Origin of the sequence: Aeromonas aquatica, from assembly GCF_000764655.1 — a bacterium.
GTDB lineage: Bacteria > Pseudomonadota > Gammaproteobacteria > Enterobacterales > Aeromonadaceae > Aeromonas > Aeromonas aquatica.
Window position 1 is genome coordinate 1 of record NZ_JRGL01000157.1, and the last position, 17,202, is coordinate 17,202.

General features: G+C 61.9%; 15 protein-coding genes. 9 read left to right on the plus strand and 6 right to left on the minus strand.

All coding sequences use genetic code 11. The features are described 5' to 3' along the window. Positions 1–66 precede the first annotated feature (66 nt). A complete protein-coding gene (gene plsB / locus LG30_RS0119540) occupies positions 67–2,490 on the minus strand; it encodes a glycerol-3-phosphate 1-O-acyltransferase PlsB (RefSeq protein WP_033132366.1) in 2,424 nt (807 codons plus the stop codon). A gap of 213 nt (positions 2,491–2,703) precedes the next feature. On the opposite strand from plsB, the gene lexA reads away from it, so the two are divergent. From lexA to dinF, 4 genes are all read left to right on the plus strand, one after another. Further along, positions 2,704–3,330: a transcriptional repressor LexA gene (gene lexA, locus LG30_RS0119545; protein ID WP_033132367.1), complete on the plus strand. Its 627-nt coding sequence runs from the start codon at positions 2,704–2,706 to the stop codon at positions 3,328–3,330. Positions 3,331–3,838: 508 nt separating this feature from the next. Next, on the plus strand, positions 3,839–4,048 hold the full coding sequence (locus LG30_RS0119550; RefSeq protein ID WP_152599386.1) for a hypothetical protein: 210 nt from the start codon (positions 3,839–3,841) through the stop codon (positions 4,046–4,048). Between the two features lie 217 nt (positions 4,049–4,265). Then, the gene (locus LG30_RS0119555; RefSeq protein ID WP_033132369.1) at positions 4,266–4,892 is read left to right on the plus strand and encodes an SCO family protein; all 627 of its coding nucleotides are present in this window, start codon (positions 4,266–4,268) and stop codon (positions 4,890–4,892) included. A 22-nt stretch (positions 4,893–4,914) separates the two neighbouring features. Then, complete coding sequence (dinF, locus tag LG30_RS0119560; protein WP_052101219.1) at positions 4,915–6,273, plus strand: MATE family efflux transporter DinF; 1,359 nt, start codon at positions 4,915–4,917, stop codon at positions 6,271–6,273. Positions 6,274–6,323: 50 nt separating this feature from the next. On the opposite strand, the gene trmL is transcribed toward dinF, so the two are convergent. The 3 genes from trmL to LG30_RS0119575 form a co-directional block, all read right to left on the minus strand. After that, on the minus strand, positions 6,324–6,788 hold the full coding sequence (gene trmL, locus LG30_RS0119565; protein ID WP_033132371.1) for a tRNA (uridine(34)/cytosine(34)/5-carboxymethylaminomethyluridine(34)-2'-O)-methyltransferase TrmL: 465 nt from the start codon (positions 6,786–6,788) through the stop codon (positions 6,324–6,326). A 69-nt stretch (positions 6,789–6,857) separates the two neighbouring features. Next, entirely contained in the window at positions 6,858–8,207 is a 1,350-nt protein-coding gene (locus LG30_RS0119570; RefSeq protein WP_033132372.1) for an ATP-binding protein, read from the minus strand. A gap of 2 nt (positions 8,208–8,209) precedes the next feature. Next, positions 8,210–8,902, minus strand: coding sequence for a response regulator (locus tag LG30_RS0119575; RefSeq protein WP_033132373.1), 693 nt, complete (start codon positions 8,900–8,902; stop codon positions 8,210–8,212). A gap of 86 nt (positions 8,903–8,988) precedes the next feature. Here LG30_RS0119575 and fieF point away from each other — a divergent pair, with 86 nt between their 5' ends. The 4 genes from fieF to LG30_RS22445 all read left to right on the plus strand — a co-directional run bounded on the left by fieF (position 8,989) and on the right by LG30_RS22445 (position 12,431). Next, on the plus strand, positions 8,989–9,900 hold the full coding sequence (gene fieF, locus LG30_RS0119580) for a cation efflux pump FieF (RefSeq protein WP_033132374.1): 912 nt from the start codon (positions 8,989–8,991) through the stop codon (positions 9,898–9,900). An 8-nt stretch (positions 9,901–9,908) separates the two neighbouring features. After that, positions 9,909–10,688: a serine O-acetyltransferase gene (gene cysE / locus LG30_RS0119585; RefSeq protein WP_033132375.1), complete on the plus strand. Its 780-nt coding sequence runs from the start codon at positions 9,909–9,911 to the stop codon at positions 10,686–10,688. A 6-nt stretch (positions 10,689–10,694) separates the two neighbouring features. Continuing rightward, positions 10,695–11,975: a hypothetical protein gene (locus LG30_RS0119590; RefSeq protein WP_033132376.1), complete on the plus strand. Its 1,281-nt coding sequence runs from the start codon at positions 10,695–10,697 to the stop codon at positions 11,973–11,975. A gap of 246 nt (positions 11,976–12,221) precedes the next feature. Then, positions 12,222–12,431: a cell division protein ZapB gene (locus tag LG30_RS22445; protein WP_033132377.1), complete on the plus strand. Its 210-nt coding sequence runs from the start codon at positions 12,222–12,224 to the stop codon at positions 12,429–12,431. Between the two features lie 69 nt (positions 12,432–12,500). On the opposite strand, the gene elbB is transcribed toward LG30_RS22445, so the two are convergent. Continuing rightward, on the minus strand, positions 12,501–13,151 hold the full coding sequence (elbB, locus tag LG30_RS0119600) for an isoprenoid biosynthesis glyoxalase ElbB (RefSeq protein WP_033132378.1): 651 nt from the start codon (positions 13,149–13,151) through the stop codon (positions 12,501–12,503). 399 nt (positions 13,152–13,550) lie between these two features. Between elbB and polA the strand changes: the two genes are divergently transcribed. Beyond that, positions 13,551–16,316: a DNA polymerase I gene (polA, locus tag LG30_RS0119605; RefSeq protein WP_033132379.1), complete on the plus strand. Its 2,766-nt coding sequence runs from the start codon at positions 13,551–13,553 to the stop codon at positions 16,314–16,316. An 85-nt stretch (positions 16,317–16,401) separates the two neighbouring features. Here polA and LG30_RS0119610 read toward each other — a convergent pair whose 3' ends face one another. Beyond that, positions 16,402–16,941, minus strand: a complete 540-nt coding sequence (locus LG30_RS0119610; protein WP_033132380.1) for a gamma carbonic anhydrase family protein — start codon at positions 16,939–16,941, stop codon at positions 16,402–16,404. Positions 16,942–17,202: the final 261 nt, after the last annotated feature.

Here is a 17,202-nt window from a genome sequence, read left to right on the forward strand (position 1 = left end):
TATTTCAGGACTAGACACAGTTATTGCTTGTCAGCCGGCGGCTATGAGGGTTGCCTCGTTACGGCATCAAGTCCGGTTGCCCGCTTCGATGGTGCGCCGGATCTTGGTGCTGAGCAGCGGCACTATGTTGTCGGCCAGCGCCTGGAAGCGGCCCAGATCCGGCTTGCAGCCCGTATCCAGATAGCCTTCGCTGCGCAAGGAGTGGATCAGGGTGCTGAACAGCTTCTGGTCGAAGAACTCGGGGGCGTTGATGCCGTGCAGGGTGCCGAGGCGCTCCGCCATCATCAGGCCGTCCGCCTCCAGCTGCTCCGCCCCGATATAGGGCTGGGCCAGCACCCGGGTCAGCACGATGGCGTAGCGTTGCAGCGTTTCCTGAATGCTCTCCGCCAGCAGCAGCAGGCGCATCTGGTTGACCGGGTTGACCCAGTAGCCGCTCTCACGCTCCTCGATGAGCTGCTGGCGTTGCAGTTCGGCCAGCAGGGCATCGACCAGCGCCGGCAGTTCGTCCTCCTGGTAGCGCAGGAACAGCTCCGTCTTGAGCAGCGGATAGATGTCGACGCAGCGGGCGACGATCTCGCCGCGGGAGATCCCCTCGCAACGCTCGATCAGGGCTGCCACCAGGGAGGGCAGGGCGAACAGGTGCAGTATGTTGTTGCGGTAGTAGGTCAGCAGGATCGCCTGATAGCGGTCCAGGCTGACTATCTGACCGAGCTTGTCCTCGCTCACCTCGAACTTGTTGAGCTCCATGGCCTGATCCAGCAGGATCTTGGCGTCTTCGTCCGGCAGGGTGCTCTGCGGGCTGTAGGGCACCTGCTTGAGCAGGTCCAGATAGGTGTTGAGTTGAGCCTGCAGCTCGTCCCGGGTCAGGGCATGGCGCTCGGCGGCCAGCAGTGCCAGGGCGCTCAGGGTCAGGCCGTTGACGGCGGCGGCATCGTTGATCCGGGTCATCAAGAGCTCGGCCAGCTGATTGACGGTGGAGGCCATCCACTCCGGGCGCTCTTCCTTGCCTATGCTCTCCTTCCAGTGCGGTACCTGCTCGCCGAGGTAGCTGTTGAGGGTCAGCGGCTCTCCGAAGTTGACGAAGCCACGGCCATAGTTGCGCAGCTTGCGCAGTATGCCGAGCACCTGCAGGAAGCTCTCTTTCTCCTTGCGGCTGCCCTTGAGCTCGTTGTGGTAGGTGTTCACCTCCATCACGTGCTCGTAGCCCAGATAGACGGGCACCAGGGTCACCGGCCTGTCCAGCCCGCGCATCATGGCCTGCAGGGTCATCGCCAGCATCCCGGTCTTGGGCGGCAGCAGGCGGCCGGTGCGCGAGCGACCCCCTTCGGTAAAGAACTCCACCGAGTAGCCCTTGGCAAACAGCAGGTTCAGGTATTCACGAAATACGGTGCTGTAGAGCGGGTTGCCCTTGAAGGTGCGGCGGATGAAGAAGGCGCCGCCGTGGCGGAAGATGGGGCCCGCCGGCCAGAAGTTGAGGTTGATGCCGGCCGCTATGTGGGGCGGTACCATGCCCTGGTGATAGATGACGTAGGAGAGCAGCAGATAGTCCATGTGGCTGCGATGGCAGGGCACGTAGACGATCTCGTGGCCTTCCTGCGCCAGCTGGCGTACCCGCTCTGCGCCATTGACCGACAGGCCACGGTAGAGCTTGTTCCACAGCCAGCCGAGGAAGGTCTCGCCGAGGCGGATCAGCCGGAAGGAGAAGTTGGAGGCGATCTCGTCCATGTAGCCGTGAGCGCGCTTCTGGGCCTTCTCCAGGCTGATGCCCTCGCGTCTGGCCTCTTCTTCGATGGCCTGCTGGATCACGCTCGAATCCAGCAACTGCTTGAACAGCAGGTTGCGGTTCGGCAGCTTGGGGCCGGTGGCTGCGAGCTGCTGGCGGCTGAAGTGGATGCGCGCCACCCGCGCCAGCTTGTGGGCGATGGCCTCGTCGGTGCCGTGTTTGTCCGCCATATGACGCAGGGAGAGCGGCGGGGAGAAGCGCACCAGATTCTCGCGCCCCTTGAGGATAACGATCAGTGCCTTCTTGAGCCGGTTCGGCGCCAGACTGCTGATGATGTTCCAGCCGGAGGCCTCTTCGCCTTCGCGACCCGGGGCGCGGCCCCAGAACAGGGTGACGGGCACGACCTGGATATCCAGCGCCGGATCCTGCTTGTGCAGATCCAGCAGCTGATGAAATTCTTGCAGGAAGGGGAGCGGCTTGGTGCGTTTGCCAAACAGGGGCGGTGGCCGATCCAGGCAGACGTAGCGCGGCAGCAGCTGACCATTCAGCTCAAGGGGCGTGAAGGGGCCGGGCAGACCGAGATCCTCGCAGCACTGCTGCAGGGTCATCAGATCGGTGATCGAGCTGGTCTTCAGGGCATAGACAATGGGTCTGGCCGGGTCCAGATCCAGTTCCGCGATGGGGTTTTCCGGCAGGCTCTTGTGGTTGACCAAGCCGCTGACCGGCCATTGCAGAATGGCTCTGGAAATCTTCTGTCCGATGGACATGGGTGTCTGCTCTCCAAAAAAATGCGGCGTGAGCATAACAAATCACCGCTGGCTTGTCGCCGAGAGGTACGATGAGTGGCGCTACAGATCAAGGATGGGCCATTTTGTGAAAGAAGTGCGACAAGGGCACGACAAATATCAGCAACGCCTTGCCTTGGCCACAGCACTGTATATACTGCCAGTGTGCTGTATAAAAAGACAGGTGCCCATGCTATGAAACCCCTTACTCCCCGCCAGGCTGAAGTGCTGGAGCTTATCAAGGCGAACATGAGCGAGACCGGTATGCCGCCGACTCGTGCCGAGATCGCCCAGAAGCTTGGTTTCAAGTCGGCCAATGCGGCCGAGGAACATCTGAAGGCCCTGGCCAAGAAAGGGGTCATCGAAATCATGCCCGGTACCTCCCGCGGCATCCGTCTGCTGATCGAAGAAGAGGAAGCCGCACCGGAAGAAAGCGGCTTGCCGCTGATCGGCAAGGTGGCCGCCGGTGAGCCTATCCTGGCCCAGGAGCACATCGAGAGCCACTACCAGGTGGATCCCGCCCTGTTCCATCCGCGGGCAGACTTCCTGTTGCGGGTACAGGGAATGAGCATGAAGAACATCGGCATCATGGATGGGGATCTGCTGGCGGTGCACAAGACCCAGGACGTGCACAACGGTCAGGTCGTGGTCGCCCGCCTCGATGAAGATGTCACCGTCAAGCGCTTCCAGCGCAAGGGCAGCCAGGTGTGGCTGCTGCCGGAGAACGAAGAGCTCTCCCCCATCGAGGTGGATCTCGCCAGCCAGCATCTGACTATAGAGGGACTGGCGGTCGGCGTGATCCGCAATGCCGACTGGATGTGAGATGCAGGCATGAGATCTGATAGACGGCCTCCTTTGGGAGGCCGTTTCGTTTCTGCTGTTTGCCCCGAGCTCTGATACCCACCATTTTCGTCGCCATCCTCTGCCGCAACAGAAAGCAGCAAAGAGAGCGCAACTAAAGAGAGTGTCGCCACACAGCTGGCATTTCGGATATATCCTTTGATGAGGCACGGTACGCCGTTACCGGGCCACGGGATCTGCCATGATCCGGGTTGTTGCCTGAACCGGCCAGCATAAGGTCGCAGGGATGCATCACTGGCACCGCCAACGCGGTGTCGGGTAGAAGGGAGAGTCGTCAGGGGGCTCGCAGTCCATGACCTGGAACGACTCAGTCAGTACGTGACTGTGTTTTGCCTGTCATCCTGGCAGGACACTAGTTGACGTGGCCTGTTGAGCAAGGAGGACAGGTATGGCTTCAAGCTCGCCATGGGATCCGGGTCTGGCCGCAGCGCCCGCATCCTCCATCACCCGGTTCATCAAGGGCAGTCGGATGACGTGGTTTTATGCGCTCTGGGTCTATCACAAGGGGAATGGCTGGACCATCTGGCTGGGGTGTCCCAAGGACAAGATTGTCCACCTGGTTCGTCTGTTTCGCCGCCACCACGACATAGGATTGCCCAATGCACCCTGGGTTGCCCCCGTCGTTCCGCTGCACGCCGTGGCCCGGCGCCCTCAGGCGCAGCACCGGCGGCGACCCTGATCCACTTAGCCAACATTGTGTGTGAGCCCCACCTGATGTGGGGCTTCTGTTTTTTCCCATCTGCGATGAATACTGAGGGCCAGTACCACCCCTTGTTGGGCCTCTTTGTGCCCGATATCCGGACTCCGGGGTAGCCAGAGATAGGAGGGCCCGGGTTACAATGCACCTCCACCGGGCCCGCCCAACGGCTGATTAGACTAGCAAGGCTCTGTTTTATATGATTAAACCACGTTATCCCCTGCTGTTTCTGTTACTGGTCGGCAGCATGATGGTTGCATACAGCTGGAGCCAGCCTTCCCCACCCGAGCAGGCCGACTATTATCCGGTGGGACGGGATATCAATCCTTTCACCCTCACCGACGGCGATGGCAAACCCTTCACCGCAGCCAACCTGGTCGGGCATTGGACCTTCCTGTTCCTCGGCTACACCTATTGCCCGGACATCTGCCCGACCACGCTGGCGGATCTGCGCTCCGTCTATCCGGAACTGCAGAACATAGCGCCTGGCAGTCAGGTGGCCTTCATCTCGGCGGATCCCCAGCGCGATGACAGTGCCCGACTCAAGCAATACACCAGTTTCTTCCAGCCAGAGTTCAAGGCGGCCACCGGCCCTCACAACCAGCTGTTCCCCTTCGTGCGCAACCTTGGTCTCGTCTACTCCATCGTCGATCACGGGAACCAGGATTACCTGGTAGACCACTCGGCCTCGATCGTGCTGATCAGCCCGGAGGGCAAGCTGACGGCCGTGTTCCGCCCCCAGATGGAGCCTGGCCAGGTGCCCCACGTGGCCATGAAAACCCTGGTCTCTGACTTCGCGCGGATAGTGCGGCTGGCCGACCAGTGATGCTCAGGAATGAGACCTGCCCATGCTGATCCCGCACTGGTTGCGCGATCCCCGGCGTCACAGCGCCGTGTTTGTACTTGCCCTGCCGATGGTGTTCTCGAACGTCACCACCCCGTTGCTCGGGCTGGTGGATACCTGGGTGATCGGTCATCTCGGTCAGGCCTGGTTTCTCGGCGGCGTCTCGGTCGGGGCGACCCTCATCAATCTTCTGTTCTGGCTGCTTGGCTTCCTGCGGATGTCCACCACAGGGCTGACCGCACAGGCCTACGGGGCTGGCAGTGCCGAGGGGCAACTGGACACCCTGGCGCGGGCCTTGGGGCTGGCGATCGGCCTGGGAATGGCGCTGTTGCTGCTGGTGTTACCCTTGCTGCCGGCCCTCATTGCGCTGAGCGGCGGCTCCCCCGAGGTGCAGGGCTATGCCGCAGAATATGTGTCGGTGCGGATCTGGAGCGCCCCGGCGGCCCTGTGCAACCTGGTCATCATGGGTTGGCTGCTGGGCATGCAGGACGCCCGCAGCCCCATGTTGCTGCTGATCCTGAGCAACCTGGTCAACATGGTGCTGGATACCTGGTTCGTGCTGGGCCTGGGCTGGCAGGTGAAAGGAGTGGCCGCCGCCTCGCTGCTGGCGGATTACAGTGCGCTGGGGGTCGGGCTCTGGCTGGTGAGCCGCCGGCTGCGCCACCTGTCTGTGTGGCAGGGGGCCTGGCAGCGCTGGTGGCAATGGTCAGCGCTGCGGCGCCTGCTCGGTCTGAACCGGGACATCTTCATCCGCTCTCTTTGTCTGCAGCTCTGTTTTGCCTTCATGACGTTGCAGGGGGCCAGACTGGGGGATGTGGCGGTGGCCGCCAATGCCGTGCTGCTCAACTTCCTGATGCTCATCTCCTACGGGCTGGATGGCTTCGCCTATGCGGTGGAGGCCATGGTGGGGCGCGCCATCGGGCGTCGGGATCGGCAGGGACTGCGTGAGGCGATCGTACTCAACCTGGGCTGGGCCCTGCTGATCGCCCTCGGCTTCACGCTGTCGTTTGCATTGGGGGGGCAGCTGCTCATCACCCATATCACCGACATCCCGGCGGTGATCGCCGAGGCGAGCCGCCAGCTGCCCTGGCTGGTGGCCATGCCGCTGCTGGCGGTCTGGTGTTTCCTGCTGGATGGGGTCTTCATCGGCGCGACCCGTGCCCGGGAGATGCGAAACAGCATGCTGGTGGCGGTGTTTGCCGGTTTCTTCCCGGTCTGGTGGCTGTGCCAGTCGTGGGGCGTCTCCGCCCTGTGGGCCGCGATGGCGGCCCTGATGGCGGGGCGTGGCCTGACCCTTGGCTGGCTATGCTGGCAACTGGAGCGGGATGGCCGCCTGCTGGGTCAAGGCCGGGAACCCGCCTGACGGGATCTCATGGTCTGCGCCGCCTCTGAGAGGCGCAGCGCCGACGGAGGCTAGAGGGACCCCTCATAGCCAAACTGGCGCCAGCTCTCATACACGAAGACCGAGACCGCATTGGCCAGATTCATGCTGCGGCTCTGGGGCAACATGGGGATGCGCAGCCGTTGCTCGAATGGCAGGCTCTCGATGATCTCGGCCGGCAAGCCGCGGCTCTCCGGGCCGAACAGCAGGGCATCTCCCAGGGCGAACTGGACCGCCGAGTGGGCGGTGCGACCCTTGGTGGTACAGGCAAACACCCGCCTCGGTGCCACCGCCGCCAGGAAGTCGGCATAGCTCGGCCAGCGCTTCACCTCGGCAAACTCGTGATAGTCGAGCCCGGCCCGCTTCACCCGCTTGTCATCCCACTCAAATCCCAGCGGCTCGATCAGGTGCAACCGGTAGCCGGTGTTGGCGCAGAGGCGAATGATGTTGCCGGTATTGGGCGGAATTTCCGGTTGATAGAGCACTATGTCGAGCATGGCGGGGTCCTGAGGGCGCAATAAGGGCGCCAGCATACCCAGCGCCCACGGGGATGAAAAGGGGGAGCCTCACGAGATGGGCAGGCGGATGGTAATGATGAGCCCGGTCGGCTGATTGCTGCTGGCCTTGATGGTGCCGCCGTGCTGCTGGATCGCCTCGGCGGCGATGGCGAGGCCCAGCCCGGTGCCACCCGTCTTGGCGTTGCGGGCATCATCGACCCGGAAGAACGGCAAGAACAGCTGTGCCTGCTGCTCCACCGGAACACCCGGGCCATCATCCCGGATGGTCATCACCCACATACGCCCTTCCCGATACCAGTCCGCCTGGATGAACTCGCGGGCATACTTGAGGGCGTTGCGCAGCGGATTTTCCAGTGCCCGCGCCAGCAACTCCGGCCGCATCATGAGCGATTCCGTCGGCAGGGCAGGTAGGCGCAGTTGTTTGCCGTTCTGGTTTGCCTCGAACATGGCGTCGTCCAGGATGGGCTCCAGCAGCTCCGCCAGCGGCAGCAGCACGGGGGCCTCCACATGTTGCTGCACCCGGGACAAGTCCAGCAGATCCCCGATCAGCTTGTCGAGTCGCCCGATCTCGGTTTCGATCCGTACCAGCTCACTGCTGTCCCCCTGCTTGCGGCGGATCAAGGCCTGCGCCAGCTGGATGCGGGTGAGGGGGCTGCGCAGCTCGTGGGAGATGTCGGACAGCAGCTGCTTCTGCTTCTGGATCATGTTCTTGAGGGTATCCACCATGTAGCTGACGTGATCCGCCAGCTGGCCAATCTCATCCTGCCTGCCGAGGTTGGGGATCCGGGTCTCCAGCTTGCCCTGCGCCAGTTGCGAGACCGCCTGCTGCAGCTGCAGTATGGGACGGGTCAGCCGCCAGGCCAGCAGCAGACAGAGCGGGGTGCTGACCAGCATGGCGATGCCCAGGATCTGGATGGGGTGATCCAGGATCTGGATAAACAGGAACAGGTAGGAGTTTTCGACGTTGAGGCCGAAGTAGACGTGATAGGGCTGGCCATGGTGCTGCATCAGGAAGGGGCCGGCGATGGCCCGCTTGTGCTCGCTGCCCAGCATGGGCATGGCCGGGTTGTCTGAGTCCACCATGAAGCGGATGACAAACTTGTTGGGCTTGGCGGTGAACTGCAGCTGGCCCTTGGCATCGCGCAGATAGACGTTGTCCACCGGCAGCAGACCCGTGGCCTCCATCGCCTGGGACAGGTTGAAGTCCTGGCTCGGATCCGCCCCCCGCTGCAGCGCCTGCAGGTTGTTGTTCATCCGGCTGACCTCGTGCTCGGGGAGCGGGATGGTATTGCGGGGGTCTAGGGTTGGCAGTATGACCACTGCGGCCATCATCAGTAGCAGTATCAACCAGAACCAAAGGAAAATCTGGGTTGAAAGTCCACCTAGTGAACGGTTCATAGTTATGCCTGTTCCAGCCAGAGGTAGCCTCGACCACGCACCGTCTTGAAGCGGGGCTGGCCATCGCTGCGTTCCGGCAGCTTCTTGCGCAGGTTGCTCAGGTGCATGTCGATGGCCCGATCGAAGGGCTCCAGTTTCTTGCCAAGTACTTGTTCAGAAAGCAGATTCTTACTGACGATCTGGCCAGGGCTGCGCAGCAGGCATTCCAGCAGGCCGAATTCGGTGGCGGTGAGGTCCAGCAGCTGGCCATCGCTGCGCGCCTGTTGCAGGCCGGGTTGCAGCACCAGATCCATGAATCTCAGCTCGTCGGTGCCGCCGCGCTGGGGTTGCAGGCTCTGGGTGCGGCGCAGGATGGCGCGTACCCTGGCCAGCAGCTCCCTGTCGTCGAACGGCTTGGCCAGGTAGTCATCGGCGCCGGCCTCCAGCCCGTCCACCCTGTCCTGGCTGTCACCGCGGGCAGTCAGCATCAGCACCGGGGTCTCATGGCGCTTGCGCAGCTTGGCCAGCATGGCGAAGCCGTTGAGCCTGGGCATCATCACATCCAGCAGCACCAGATCGAACGTCTGCTCGGCCAGCCGTTGCAATCCCTCCTCGCCATCCTCTGCGACCGTGACCTCAAAGCCTTCCAGGGTCAGGATCTCGGTCAGCAACTGGGTCAGCTCGAGATCGTCGTCGACCAGGAGTATTCTGTTCATCTGGGGTCACTCCGTTGATTTTGCACGCCAAACTGACGCTCGGGTCAGGGTATAATAGATTTTTACGCGCCAGAGGAAAGCCGGTTTTGAGCCATCAACAATATTCTCGCTGGGTGACCCTGGCCAGCGTGGCGGCGGTCACCACCGCCACCCTTCTTATCGTCGGCAAGCTGATCGCTTGGCTGATGACGGATTCCTCCAGCCTGCTGGCGTCGCTCACCGACTCCTTCATGGATGTGAGCGCCTCCCTCATCAACCTAGTGGCCATCCGCTATGCCCTGGCGCCGGCGGACGAAGAGCATAGATTCGGCCACGGCAAGGCGGAGTCGCTGGCGGGTCTCATCCAGTCGGCCTTCATCTCGGGCTCGGCCCTGTTGCTGGTGATGCATGGCATCTCCTCTCTGCTCAATCAGGTACCGGTACAGCGGCTCGAGGCCGGACTCTGGGTCAGCGGCGGCTCCATCCTGCTGACCCTGCTGCTGGTCAGTTTCCAGGGTTTGGTCATCCGCAAGACCAACAGCGTGGCCATCAAGGCCGATATGCTGCACTACCGTTCCGATCTGCTGCTCAACGCCGGCGTGCTGCTGGCCCTGGTGCTGGCGGGGCAGGGCTGGTACTGGGCAGACGGCCTGTTTGCCATCCTGATCGGCCTGTTCCTGGTGTGGGGGGCCATTCAGATCGGCTACGAATCGGTGCAGGCCCTGCTCGATCGTCAGTTGCCAGCGGAAGAACAAGCGAGAATAATGGCCCTCTGTTGTGCCGTAGAGGGGGTACATGGTGTACATGATCTGCGTACCCGCCAATCCGGGCCCACCCGTTTCGTGCAACTGCATCTGGAGCTTGACGATCAACTTCCCTTGGTCAAGGCCCACCAGATAGCCGACGAGGCTGAACTGGCCGTGCGCCAGTCATTTGAGCGGATGGATGTGATCATTCACATGGACCCCATCTCGGTGCTGACCAAAGAACAACAAAGCCCTCACCCCGAACAACAGTAGGCTGCAACATGGACGATCTGGTTGCCCAAACGTGGCAAAAAATTCAGCAAGAAGCGCAGAGCATGGCGGCCCAGGAGCCCATGCTGGCCAGCTTCTTCCACTCCACCATCCTCAACCACGGGGATCTGCGCTCTGCGCTCAGCTTCCAGCTTGCCAACAAGCTCGACAGCACCACCATGCCGGCCATCGCCCTGCGTGAGGTGATCGAGCTGGCCCTGCGCAGCGAGCCCGAGCTGCTGGACATGGTGGCCGCGGACATCTGCGCCGTGCAGGACCGTGACCCCGCCGTCGACCTCTTCTCCACGCCGCTGCTCTACCTCAAAGGCTTCCACGCCCTGCAGGGTTATCGGGTCGCCAACTGGCTGTGGCGCCAGGGGCGCCGCTCGCTGGCGCTCTATCTGCAAAACCAGATTTCCGTGGTGTTCGGGGTCGATGTGCACCCGGCCGCGCGGATCGGCAAGGGCATCATGTTTGACCATGCCACCGGCATCGTGGTCGGCGAGACGGCGGTGATAGAGGACGACGTCTCCATCCTGCAGAGCGTGACCCTGGGTGGGACCGGCAAGGAGAGTGGTGATCGTCACCCCAAGATCCGGGAAGGGGTCATGATCGGGGCGGGGGCCAAGGTGCTCGGCAACATCGAGGTGGGCGTGGGCGCCAAGATCGGTGCCGGCAGCGTGGTGATCAACCCGGTGCCTCCCCACACCACGGTGGCCGGTGTGCCGGCCAAGATCGTGGGCCGACCGGAGTGTGACAAGCCCTCCTTCGACATGAACCAGAACATCTAGGGGCTCATGGTCAAGCGCTGGTCAGGCTTTCTGATCCTGGGGATGTGGCTGCTCAACCTGCTGCATCTCTATTTCGGATTCTCCCCCTGGCCGGCGGCCATCGCCGCCTGGGCTGCCTCCTTGCTCACCTGGCCCTGGCTGGTGGGCGCCGCACGGCGTCAGGCACTGGCCCTCTACGGTGCGGCCCTGCTGCTGCTCATTTTTTCCTGGTGGCGCGGCGCCAGCCTCAGCCCCGGTAACTGGCTGCTGCCCAACATCAACATGCTCACCATGTTTGCCGCCGTCAGCACCCTCAACCTCGCCACCTCCGGCCTGCTGACCGGCTCCGCCTCCTGGTCGGGGCGCAAGGGGCTGTGGAGCACCATGGCCAGCCTCAATCTGCTGGGCGCTGTCATCAACCTCTCGGTGCTGTTTATCATCGGCGATCGGCTGGAGAAAAACGGCACGCTTGAGCGGCGTCAGGTGATGGTGCTGAGCCGTATTTTCTGCGTGGCTGCCTTCTGGTCTCCCTTCTTCGTCGCCATGGCGGTGGCGCTGACCTATGCGCCCGGTCTGCAGTTCGCCAGCATCTTGCCGTTTGGCCTTGTCGGTGCCCTGCTGGCCATGGGACTGACGGCCTGGCAGGTGGAGCGGCTCGGGGTCGCCGATTTCGAGGGCTATCCGCTGCGACTGCAGACCCTGGGGCTGCCGGTGACCCTGGCGCTGCTGGTCTTGCTGATCAACCGGCTCTGGCCCGGCCTCAGCATACTGGCGGTGATCGCGCTGGTGGCGCCTTTGCTGGCGCTGCTGTTCATGCCAAGCGTCGGGCGAGGGGCGGCCCTCAAGCGGCAGGTGGTGGAACGCTTCCCCGCCATCGGCGGTCAGCTGGTGCTGTTCCTCGGGGCCGGCTTGCTGGCGGCGGGCATCAACAGCGCGCTGTCGGTGCTGGAGATGGGGGACGGCCATGGCCTGCCGCTGTTCAATCACTTCGGCTGGCTGGAGGCCTGCCTGACCCTGCTGCTGATCTTCCTGGTGGCCATCATAGGGGTGCATCCCCTCATCAGCATCTCCGGTGTGGCCCCCTTGTTGTGGCCGTTGGCGCCGGATCCCAGCCTGCTCGGCATGTGCTTCCTGCTGGGCTGGGGGCTGGCCACCGGCACCAGTCCGCTCTCTGGCTCCAACCTGGCGCTGGCGTCGCGTTACAACCTGAGCGCCGGCTTGCTGCTGCGCTGGAATCTGCTCTACGGCCTGCTGATGTACGGGGTTGCCTGCCTGTTGATGGGAGCATTCATCACCCTGCATGGATGAGGCCGACGGCAGCTTGAACCGTCGGTTGGCAGCGTGCTATATATCGTAATTGTGCTGCCACAGGCATCCCGAATCGGTGTTCCTGCTGCCTGCGAGAAAAATAGACGCATATTTAAGCAATACCGGCAGGGAAGGCGCATTTTACGGCGCACCGTCTTGTTTGTGCCGAGCGCATCAGGGTATGCTGGCTTCACGCGCTTGAATCGCCCTCTGTGGGGCATCGCAATTGAACAAACAGGTATGCATATGTCACTAGAAGTCCTTGAGCAACTCGAATCCAAAGTACAATCCGCCGTCGACAACATCTCCCTGCTGAAGATGGAGCTGGACGAGCTGAAAGAGCAGAACAGCAAGCTGCAAGACGAGAACCATCTGCTGCGCAACGAGCACGTTGCCTGGCAAGAACGTCTGCGCGCCCTGCTGGGCAAGATGGATCAGATGGGCGAAGCCATCTAATTCCGTCTCTGCCGGCAAGAATGAAAGCGGGCCACTCCATGAGTGGCCCGCTTGTTTTCCGGCCGGGCGCTACATGGCGAGCAGTTGCTTGACCGTCTTCTCGATGCCATCGGCCGCTTCCACTATGTTGTTTGCCAGCATATAAGCCGGGGTCGAGATGACTTTGCGCTCCTGATCCACCACGAACTCGCTGACCGGGCAGTTGAGGTGACTGCCGCCCATGGCCTCGATGGCGTTGGCGGTGCCCTCGTCATGGCCTATGGTGGCCAGGGTGCCGGCGCCGTAGATGAGCGGGATCATGGCGGGTGCTATGCAAATATAGGCCGCCGGCTTGCGGGCCTTGGCGAAGCTCTGGCAGGCCTTGAGCACATCCGGCTGGATCCGGCAGTTGGCACCCTGAACGGCAAAATCGCACAGGTTCTTGGCGGCGCCGAAGCCCCCGGGTAGCAGCAGGGCGTCAAAGTCGGCCGCATCCAGCTCGGCCACGTCCCGGATCTGGCCACGGGTGATCCGGGCCGCCTCGACCAGCACGTTGCGGCGCTCTCCTTCACTCACCTCACCGGTCAGATGGTTGACGACGTGCAGCTGTTGCACGTTCGGTGCGAAGCATTGGACCTCGGCGCCCTGGCGGGCCAGCGCCAGCAGGCTGATGACGGTCTCATGGATCTCGGCGCCGTCAAAGACGCCACAGCCACTCAAGATCACGGCCACTTTTTTCATGGCGAACTCCTCGTTGTTGAAAATGTGAGCCAGGGTAGATTGTTGTACTTTTGTATGGTTATCGTTCGCCCTCCACTGGTCAAGTCATCCCGCTGTGCTAGGATTGTTTCGTTTTGGATCCTGCCGTATCGCCCCCTTAAAATTTTTTCCACATTGATCGAGATCATGATGGTCGCACCGCGATCAGTTTTTATGATCTCAATTATTTGTTTTATATGTAGTTTTTTAATTCAATCCACAGCTTTGTCACCACGACTCGCCCATGCCTCCATTTTTGGGCACAGACTTATCCACAGCCTGTGACCCAGTTGATGGCCCGAGCGGTAAGGTGCCAGCCCCTTGGTGTGCTGCGGGCCCTGTGGCATCCTAGCGACTGTTTATTCTTGGCAGGACGATTTCATGGCCTCTAGCAATCCCCTTATTCTGGTCGACGGCTCTTCATATCTTTACCGCGCCTTCTTCGCCTCCCAGCAGGCCGACCTGCGTACATCGACCGGGCTGCCGAGCGGCGCCGTCCGCGTGATGGCCAACATGATGCGCAGCCTGCGCAAGCAATATCCTGACAGCCACGTGGCCGTGGTGTTCGATGCCAAGGGCAAGACCTTCCGCGACGACATCTATCCCGAATACAAGGCGACCCGCGCCAGCATGCCGGACGATCTGCGCAGCCAGGTCGCTCCCATCCATCAGATGATCAAGGCGATGGGCTTCCCCTTCCTGATGGTGGAAGGGGTCGAGGCGGACGACGTGATCGGCACCCTCGCGCGCCAGGCCACCGAGAAGAAACTGCCGGTGCTCATCAGCACCGGTGACAAGGACATGGCGCAGCTGGTCTCCGACCACGTCACCCTGATCGACACCATGAAGGACGTGACCACCGACCGGGAAGGGGTGATCGAGAAGTTCGGCGTGCCGCCGGAGCTCATCATCGACTACTTGGCCCTGATGGGGGACAAGGTGGACAACATCCCCGGCATGACGGGGGTGGGCGAGAAGACGGCCCTGGCCCTGTTGCAGGGGATAGGCAGCATAGACCAGATCGCCGCCAACCTGGACAAGGTGGCCGCCCTCGGTTTTCGTGGCTCCAAGGCGTTCGCCGACAAGTTCCGCGAGCAGGAAGAGCAGGTGCGCCTCTCTTATCTGCTGGCGACCATCAAGACTGACGTCGAGCTGGAGCAGGAGCTGGAGCAGTTGCAGCTGGGCCCGATCGACAAGGAATCCTTGCTGGCAGTCTACCGTGAATACGAGTTGCGCAACCTGATCAAGGAGCTGGAGTCAGGTGAGGGCGCCAGCGGTGAAGGGAATGCAAGCCAGGAGGCCTCGGCTGAGGAGGTGACCCCGGTCGCCACCATCGAGACCGATTATCGCTGCATTCTGGAGGAGGCCGAGCTCGACGACTGGCTGACACAACTGAAAGCCGCGCCGCTGTTTGCCTTCGACACCGAGACCACCAGTCTGGATTACATGGAGGCGCGGGTCGTCGGCGTGTCGTTCGCCATCGAACCTGGCAAGGCGGCCTATGTGCCCTTCGGTCACGACTATCTGGGGGCCCCGACCCAGCTGAGCGAGGCGCAGGTGCTGGGCAAGCTCAAGCCCCTGTTGGAGGATCCTGCCCACCTCAAGGTCGGCCAGAACCTCAAATACGATCGCAACGTGCTGCAGAACCACGGCATCGATCTGCAGGGCATTGCCTTCGACACCATGCTCGAGTCCTATGTGCTCAACTCCACCGCCAGCCGTCACGACATGGACTCCCTGGCCAGCAAGTATCTCGGGGTCGAGACCATCTCCTTCGAGGAGATCGCCGGCAAGGGGGCCAAGCAGCTCACCTTCAACCAGATCGAACTGGAGCAGGCGGCCCCTTATGCGGCTGAAGATGCGGACATCACCCTGCGTTTGCATCAAACCTTGTGGGGGAATCTGAGCAAGCTGCCTGAGCTGGCCAGGGTATTCACCGAGATCGAGCTGCCCCTGCTGCCGGTATTGGCACGGATGGAGCTGATGGGTACCACCATAGAGCCCAAGTTGCTGCATCAACAGAGCCAGGAAATAGAGGTGCGGTTGGGGGAACTGGAGCGTCAGGCCCACGAGCTGGCCGGGCAGGAGTTCAATCTCTCCTCACCCAAGCAGCTCGGCGAGATCCTGTTCGTCAAGCTGGGGCTGCCCATCCTCAAGAAGACCCCCAAGGGCGCCGCGTCCACCGCCGAAGAGGTGCTGGCCGAGCTGGCGGAAACCTACGAGCTGCCGCGTCTGCTGATGGAGCACCGTGGCCTCGCCAAGCTCAAGTCCACCTATACCGACAAGTTGCCGCTGATGATCAAGCCCCAGACCGGGCGGGTGCATACCTCCTATCATCAGGCGGTGGCGGCGACCGGCCGGCTCTCGTCCACCGATCCGAATCTTCAGAACATCCCGGTGCGCAACGAGCAGGGACGCCGGATCCGGCAGGCCTTCATTCCGAGCGCCGGTTACAAGCTGGTGGCGGCGGATTATTCCCAGATCGAACTGCGCATCATGGCGCACCTCTCCGGTGACAAGGGGTTGCTGACCGCCTTCGCCGAGGGCAAGGACATCCACAAGGCGACCGCCGCCGAGGTGTTCGGTGTCGCGCTGGATGCGGTGACTACCGACATGCGCCGCAGTGCCAAGGCGATCAACTTCGGCCTTATCTATGGCATGAGCGCTTTCGGCCTCGCCAAACAGCTGGGGATCGGTCGTGCCGAGGCGCAGAAGTACATGGATCTCTACTTCGAGCGCTACCCAGGTGTGCTGGACTACATGGAGCGCACCCGCCAGCAGGCCGAAGCCCAGGGCTACGTCGAGACCCTGTTCGGCCGCCGCCTCTACCTGCCGGACATCAAGTCCCGCAACGCCGGTCTGCGCAAGGGCGCGGAGCGGGCGGCGATCAACGCCCCCATGCAGGGCACGGCCGCCGATATCATCAAGCGCGCCATGATCGGTGTCGATGGCTGGATCCAGGGTATTACCGATGATTCCATCCACATGCTGATGCAGGTGCACGATGAACTGGTGTTCGAGATCCGTGAGGAGAAGCTGGAAGAGTACGTCGCCATCATCAAGGAGAAGATGTCGGCGGCCGCCGAACTGCATGTGCCGCTGGAGGTGGAAGCCGGCGTCGGTGACAACTGGGATCAGGCCCACTGATCCCTCTATCGGTATCCGTTAGCTATATAAGAAGAGAAGCCCGGCATCATGCCGGGCTTCTTGTATTTGGTCGCGATGCAGCGCCTCAGGCTTCTTGCAGATATTCGTCCTTGAGCAACACATAGTTGTCGGCGGAGATCTTGAGGAAGGCGATCTCGGCCGGCTTGAGTGCTCTGGCCTGCTTGGCTGGATTACCCATATATAAGAAGCCGGACTCGAGCCGCTTGCCCGGTGGTACCAGGCTGCCGGCACCGATCATCACATCATCCTCTACTATGACCCCGTCCAGCAGGATGGCCCCCATGCCGACCAGCACTCTATTGCCGATGGTGCAGCCGTGCAGCATGGCCTTGTGACCCACGGTGACATCCTCGCCGATCAGCAGCGGATACCCATCGGGATTGCCGGCGCTCCTGCGGCTGAGGTGCAGCACTGTACCGTCCTGCACATTGCTGCGGGCGCCGATGCGAATGTGGTTCACGTCGCCCCGCGCCGCCACCATGGGCCAGATGCTGGCATCGTCGCCGAGTTCAATATCTCCCACCAGGGTGGCGCAGGGATCCACATATACGCGTTCGCCCAGTTGCGGGCGTTTTCCTTTGTAGGGTCTCAGTCTCAGGTCCATCTTGGCCTCCTTGTTTTCGGCCATTCTAACAATCCAGAGCTGTTTCTGTGGATAAGTTTGTATAGAAGCTGTGGCTGGTTATGAATAACTAAAAAAATGCCGATTTTTGCAGTTTTATTGCGTTCAGGGGCTTGCCAGAAAGTTTCAGCTCCCTATAATGCGCCTCCATCGACAGGGCAAGCGGCAACGCAGCTAAGCCAGTCGGTGCCTCGAAAAGCCTCTGAAAATAAGGCTTGACTCGAGAAGGCGGTTGAGTAGAAT

Bases quoted from the DNA above. Each gene is read 5' to 3' on its own strand.
- polA (WP_033132379.1), top strand. From the start codon at position 13,551: ATGGCCTCTAGCAATCCCCTTATTCTGGTCGACGGCTCTTCATATCTT.
- lexA (WP_033132367.1), top strand. From the start codon at position 2,704: ATGAAACCCCTTACTCCCCGCCAGGCTGAAGTGCTGGAGCTTATCAAG.
- LG30_RS0119575 (WP_033132373.1), bottom strand. From the start codon at position 8,902: ATGAACAGAATACTCCTGGTCGACGACGATCTCGAGCTGACCCAGTTG.
- cysE (WP_033132375.1), top strand. From the start codon at position 9,909: ATGGACGATCTGGTTGCCCAAACGTGGCAAAAAATTCAGCAAGAAGCG.
- LG30_RS0119610 (WP_033132380.1), bottom strand. From the start codon at position 16,941: ATGGACCTGAGACTGAGACCCTACAAAGGAAAACGCCCGCAACTGGGC.
- LG30_RS0119550 (WP_152599386.1), top strand. From the start codon at position 3,839: ATGACGTGGTTTTATGCGCTCTGGGTCTATCACAAGGGGAATGGCTGG.
- LG30_RS0119590 (WP_033132376.1), top strand. From the start codon at position 10,695: ATGGTCAAGCGCTGGTCAGGCTTTCTGATCCTGGGGATGTGGCTGCTC.
- elbB (WP_033132378.1), bottom strand. From the start codon at position 13,151: ATGAAAAAAGTGGCCGTGATCTTGAGTGGCTGTGGCGTCTTTGACGGC.
- plsB (WP_033132366.1), bottom strand. From the start codon at position 2,490: ATGTCCATCGGACAGAAGATTTCCAGAGCCATTCTGCAATGGCCGGTC.
- LG30_RS22445 (WP_033132377.1), top strand. From the start codon at position 12,222: ATGTCACTAGAAGTCCTTGAGCAACTCGAATCCAAAGTACAATCCGCC.
- LG30_RS0119570 (WP_033132372.1), bottom strand. From the start codon at position 8,207: ATGAACCGTTCACTAGGTGGACTTTCAACCCAGATTTTCCTTTGGTTC.
- trmL (WP_033132371.1), bottom strand. From the start codon at position 6,788: ATGCTCGACATAGTGCTCTATCAACCGGAAATTCCGCCCAATACCGGC.
- dinF (WP_052101219.1), top strand. From the start codon at position 4,915: ATGCTGATCCCGCACTGGTTGCGCGATCCCCGGCGTCACAGCGCCGTG.
- LG30_RS0119555 (WP_033132369.1), top strand. From the start codon at position 4,266: ATGATTAAACCACGTTATCCCCTGCTGTTTCTGTTACTGGTCGGCAGC.